We start from the raw sequence: 3,519 nt of genomic DNA on the forward strand, positions 1-3,519 counted from the left end.
TCGTCAGCGACATCGAGCGCGACAAACTGCACCGAGAAATCCAAAGGACACAGGGCAGCATCAGTAGCCTGTACGACTACGACCCCATGGGTCGTCTGAAAAGCCAGCGTACCGTCCGGAGCGGCACACAAACGCTTCACGGCAAACAAAACCCGCTGGCCGGCGGCGCCGTCAACCGCCGCTACGCCTACGACAAAGCCGGCAACCTCATTCAAAGCGCCGATCAAAGAAGCGGCGTCCTCAATTACGTCTACGACAAAATCGGACGCATTCAAGAAGCCCGCAACAGCCAAACCGGCCGCAGCGAAACCTTCGCCTTCGACCCCGCCCACAACATCCTCGACATCCCGACATCTACCCCCTCTCCCGCGGGAGAGGGTCGTGGAGAGGGCAAAACGACCGCTCCGATTTCAGACGACACCAAAACTCAAGGTCGTCTGAAATCACCTGCCAACCCCAACCTTACCGCCGGCAACCGCCTCAAAGAATACAACGGCATCGAATACACCTACGATGCATTGGGCAACCTGATCTACCGCCAGCTGCCCGACGGCGAAAACCAATATTACCAATACGATTTAGAAAACCAACTCGTCCGCGCCGAAATCAAAAAGCCCGCCGGCAATACCGAGATCTGGACCTACGCCTACGACCCGTTCGGCAGACGCCTCTCCAAAGAACGCCAAGACAAACTCGCCTGGACGAGTACCGAACCGAAACGCACCCACTTCGTCTGGGACGGCAGCCGCCTATTGCAGGAGTACACCTACAAAGGCAGCTACACCTATATCTACACCGACCAAGACAGCTACGAACCCTTAGCCCAAGTCTTTGACAACGCCAAAGACGGCAAGCAATACCTCGCCTATTTCCACACCGACCAAGTCGGCATCCCGCGCGAGATGACCGACATCCACGGCAATCTTTTGTGGTACGGCGAATACACCGCCTGGGGTCGTCTGAAAAAGGATGAGCGGGTTTACAAGAACGCGCATCAGCCGTTCAGATTGCAGAACCAGTATTATGATGAAGAGACCGGGTTGCATTACAACCTGATGAGGTATTACGAGCCTGAGGCGGGGAGGTTTGTGAATCAGGACCCGATTGGGTTGTTGGGTGGGGAGAATCTGTATCAGTTTGCTCCGAATGCGCAGGAATGGCTTGATGTTTGGGGACTGTGCCCGGCCAACAAAAATAAACCAAATAAACCTAAACCGCTGTTAAAGAATTTATTCAAACGTTGGAAAAGAGGCGAGCGTATTGATAAACCATTACCTAACGGTGATATGCCATCTTGGGATGTTGTTAGGTCAAGATACTGGAAAAATAGGTATTTAGCCTCGAAAGGTACAGGAGAATTTTCTCCTGCAAATATGAGTAGAATGAAAAGAGGACGTGCTCCTTTAGATGCAAATGGAAATCCCATGGAGTTGCATCATCATGTGCCACAACGCTTAGGTCATGCAGATAGGCATAGTCCTTTTAATTTGAGAGAAGTAACTAGAGAACAACATGCAGCGCTTGACCCTTATAGGAATCTAGGAAATTAGCTATGAAAGCAATAGAAATTTTAAAGAATTTTGTGGAAGAAAAATTATCAACTGAAGAATTGGAAATGGCGTTGTCTTCCAATCAAGAATTAATTTCCCTGTTGGAAAATACTAAAGCTAAACCTTATATGAATAGTAATTCCACTTATGAATATTTAATTAGTCAGGATTTGACATCTCTTGATGCAAAGTTAAACTTGATGGATATTTTCAGGGAAATTTTAGATTACAAACATATACCGTACTCTTCAAATTCAACGACAGAAAAAAAATTCGATTTGATTTTGGAGGCTATTCCTAACTGGATACCAGCTGATATGGGTTATTTAAATTTCTTGTATGATAAGTACAAACCTAAGACGGTGACCACTTTTAAAAAGATTATTAAGGAACATTTTATTTGCATGGATAAACATCCCAAATGGTTACAGGAGCCTGGTTGGCCTATCATTGATAATATTCCCGCAATGTTTCTAGGGCAGTTAGATATATCGAAGTTGAAGCATGATACTACTTATTTGTACATTTTTTGGGATAAAAAAACAGACAGATATATAGAATTAATACAGTCTCTATAAATGAGCAAGCTGTAGCCAATGAAACCTACAATTCCGATGTAGAGTGCGAACGGAACGCACGCACGCGGTTTCTGTTTTTCAGACGACTTCAATACTTTCTTTGAGGTCGTCTGAACCATTTGTTCTTTAACAATCTCATTAGAGGAAGTTATTATGGAAATTACTTTGGATAACTGGAATGGATCTCATTGTAAGGAAGAGGTTTATCATATTAATTCCTCGGAAAGACTTTTAGAAATTTTAGAAAAATTAGATGCTAAGCAACATACTCTTGTAAATTTAGTTTTATCAGAAGAAAACTATTTAATGATTGGTGGAGGGGGAGGGAAATATGTTGTAACAGGTGAAGAAAATGGCATCATTTTTAATTTAATAAACCCTAACGAAGGAAGTACCTTAAAAATAGAATTAAATACGGGAGGGCAAATTGGCTTATTTGAGTCTAAATATATTTTATCTAAAGAAATAGCATTCAAATGTGCTGTAAAATGTTTGACTATGGGATGTATTCCACAAAACGATTTAGATTTATCCTGGGAAAAATATTAAAGCAAACCCAGTAAGTTGGTTGAGTCAAGACAAAACCAAACCATAGGGTAGTTTGAAACATAACTTTCAGATGACCTTCGTTTGATTCCTTACGGATAAGCAAGCCATAGCCCGGACAAAACCTTAAGTCCTGACGTGGAGTGTGTGCGGTACGCACGCACGCGGTTTCTGTTTTTCAGACGACCTCACTATCTTCTTTGAGGTTGTCTGAAACATTTGTTCTTTAACAATCTCATTAGTAGTTAACATAGAGGTCGTCTGAAAACCGACTTTCAGACGACCTCTACCAAATCGCCTCCCCCGACGGCGGCGCACGGCTACTGTTTGCCGAAGTCGATTCCGGCTGCGGCATTTTCCAACTGGTCGCACAACTCGACCGCAACGGCCGCCATATCCGCCTCTGCTACGACGACAACGGGCTGCCGCACAGCATTTACGACGGCAGCGGCCGACACTTCCAACCTGTATTCTCCTCCATCCGTCTGCACGACAACGATCCCGATTTCGACCCGGCCGGGGAACGGGACGTATTTATTTCCGAAGACGAACGTTTCTACGTTAACCGCCTTACCTCCGTCACCTTCAACGGCAAGGAACTGGTGCGCTACGACTACGACGGCTACGGCGATTTGACCGCCGTTTACGGACGCGACGGCAAAAAACTGCGCGGTTTCGCCTACCGAAACCACATCATGGTCGAACACAGCCAGCCCGACGGACTGGTGTTCCGCTACGAATACGACCGTTACGACACCGACGGCAAAGTGCTCAAGAGCAGCAACAACCTCGGCGAAGAATGGACGTTCGACTACCGCAAAGACCATACCGTCGTTACCGACGCA

Annotated in this window: 5 protein-coding genes; 4 read left to right on the top strand and 1 reads right to left on the bottom strand. The window is 45.8% G+C overall.

What is annotated here, in order from left to right; all coding sequences use genetic code 11:
• From HMPREF2952_RS10740 to HMPREF2952_RS10750, 3 genes are all read left to right on the top strand, one after another.
• Positions 1-1,550: RHS repeat-associated core domain-containing protein (locus HMPREF2952_RS10740; protein WP_283120708.1), on the top strand; the 1,550-nt coding region annotated here is incomplete at its 5' end.
• A gap of 2 nt (positions 1,551-1,552) precedes the next feature.
• On the top strand, positions 1,553-2,128 hold the full coding sequence (locus HMPREF2952_RS10745) for a hypothetical protein (RefSeq protein WP_049344845.1): 576 nt from the start codon (positions 1,553-1,555) through the stop codon (positions 2,126-2,128).
• Between the two features lie 153 nt (positions 2,129-2,281).
• On the top strand, positions 2,282-2,677 hold the full coding sequence (locus HMPREF2952_RS10750; protein ID WP_049344844.1) for a hypothetical protein: 396 nt from the start codon (positions 2,282-2,284) through the stop codon (positions 2,675-2,677).
• Between the two features lie 317 nt (positions 2,678-2,994).
• Here HMPREF2952_RS10750 and HMPREF2952_RS11370 read toward each other — a convergent pair whose 3' ends face one another.
• The gene (locus tag HMPREF2952_RS11370; protein WP_168165183.1) at positions 2,995-3,165 is read right to left on the bottom strand and encodes a hypothetical protein; all 171 of its coding nucleotides are present in this window, start codon (positions 3,163-3,165) and stop codon (positions 2,995-2,997) included.
• A gap of 111 nt (positions 3,166-3,276) precedes the next feature.
• Here HMPREF2952_RS11370 and HMPREF2952_RS10755 point away from each other — a divergent pair.
• The coding region (locus tag HMPREF2952_RS10755) for a type IV secretion protein Rhs (protein WP_210398403.1) at positions 3,277-3,519 on the top strand (243 nt) is incomplete at its 3' end.

It is taken from the genome of Neisseria sp. HMSC068C12 (genome assembly GCF_001814095.1).
Classification (GTDB): Bacteria; Pseudomonadota; Gammaproteobacteria; order Burkholderiales; family Neisseriaceae; genus Neisseria; species Neisseria perflava.

Coding starts and splice junctions, on each gene's coding strand:
- HMPREF2952_RS10745 (WP_049344845.1), top strand. CDS start 1,553: ATGAAAGCAATAGAAATTTTAAAGAATTTTGTGGAAGAAAAATTATCA.
- HMPREF2952_RS10750 (WP_049344844.1), top strand. CDS start 2,282: ATGGAAATTACTTTGGATAACTGGAATGGATCTCATTGTAAGGAAGAG.